General features: G+C 28.3%; 1 protein-coding gene. It reads left to right on the forward strand.

What is annotated here, in order from left to right:
• The first annotated feature begins 646 nt into the window (after positions 1-646).
• Positions 647-1,600, forward strand: a complete 954-nt coding sequence (locus ACFSUL_RS21295; RefSeq protein ID WP_377938371.1) for a hypothetical protein — start codon at positions 647-649, stop codon at positions 1,598-1,600.
• The last annotated feature ends 114 nt before the right edge of the window (positions 1,601-1,714 follow it).

The raw sequence follows: 1,714 nt of genomic DNA on the forward strand, positions 1-1,714 counted from the left end.
GGATGTATAAACGATAAAAAACAAACAAGCGCCAATCCCTTGGTACGTATGGGATTGGCGTTTTGGCGTACTTCCTATCATTGGGCTTATGTTAACTAGTTTTGTATATGGTATTCATGCGATACTTTCAGATATTGTTAAACTAACGTTTAGTTTAACTAAGACCACACAACATATGTAATTGTTCACCCTTTAATTCAAATATATACCTTTTTTGTAATCTATTATAAGTAATTGGATTTTTTTGAATTTTTTTATAGGTATATGTGTTATTATTTCAAACGTATTACTTTTATTTACTTTTATTTACTTTTTAGAAAGGGGGATATATCTTTGTTTATTTTTTATTTTTTAAATCTCTAACTTCTTTAAGAATATAAACTATTAGTATGTACATAGAAAACTGAAAAATACCATTTAAATCCTTTGCCGTTATAAGTAGAGTTGAAAATGGTATAACAAAAATAATAACTATAGCTAGTAAAAAACTAGATAGAACAATCCAAAAAAGTTTCAACTTTAGCACTCCCTATCGATATGATGTTCGAATTATATCATTTAAAAGTACGTTTTCAAAAATATATTACTACAGTACATGTACATAACTATCTTATTTAGAAAATCATTTTTATGGAGGATGTTCAACATGAAAAACTTATCAAAAGTAATCATAACTTTAGTAATGTTATTAGCAATATCTCCAGTTTACAATATTGCTAACGCAGCCAAACAAACAAAAATAGAAGAAACAAATATGATAGATCCTGTGAAAAACCCTGAAGATTTATCTACAAAAAAACTTGATAACATACTTAAAAAAATGAATTTTTCCAGTGAAGAAATTGGTAATATGTCTAAAAGAGTTAAGAATCAAATAGTCAGACACGGAGGGAAAAAAGCTAAAACAGTAGAACAGGAGATTAAGCATTATTATACTAGTCTAGATGGAGTTAAATATGAAATTACTGAAGAAAATAAAGAAGAAATAAACAAAATCAAACAACAAGATATCGCTACATTTAGTAAAGAAAATCAAATTCCAATTATAAGTATTCCAAAATCAGAAATGAGCTTAATGTCCGCCCCTACTACTGTAGGTGATAATAAAGAAATTGGTAAATTATCTATAAGCTTTTATGTAACAAAAACAATTTCAGGTAATTCTACTGAGCACGAATATATTACATTTCTAGATTGGACCTGGAGTGATGAACCAGCATTAATCTGGACAGATGAAGCAGCATTAGCATGGGATAATCATTTTACAGGTATAACCGGAACTGTAGATAAATATAATATTGCAGTACTAAACGGCCAAATGAAAGTTGCTACATCACAATTAAAAGTTAAAGATGAAATTTATGGTCTAAAAACAGACATTGTTCTTGGACCTTTTGATCAACAATATGGTGGAATATCTCAACATATAAGAGTACCAAAAAGATATAATGGAGAGACTACTAGATTACTTGCTAAATATGTCCACGCTCTTACACCATTTGATATTGGTCTATCTGTTAAAGCCGGATCTATTACAGTTCCTAGTAGTAAATTAATAGAGCAATGGGACATTCCTCTAAATGTAACAGTTGGTCAATAATCGTTTATTAGTTATTTTAATCCTTAACTCTGATTAAAAGTAATCAAAGTTAAGGATTTTTATTTTTCTAATTGAAGTTTCACCAACATTCTTGAACCAATTTTTTCAATTAAA

The sequence above is a fragment of the Bacillus seohaeanensis genome (assembly GCF_042684945.1).
GTDB classification, from domain to species: Bacteria; Bacillota; Bacilli; order Bacillales; family Bacillaceae_B; genus Rossellomorea; species Rossellomorea seohaeanensis.

Excerpts from the sequence above, each read along its gene's own strand:
- ACFSUL_RS21295 (WP_377938371.1), top strand. The coding sequence starts at position 647 with ATGAAAAACTTATCAAAAGTAATCATAACTTTAGTAATGTTATTAGCA.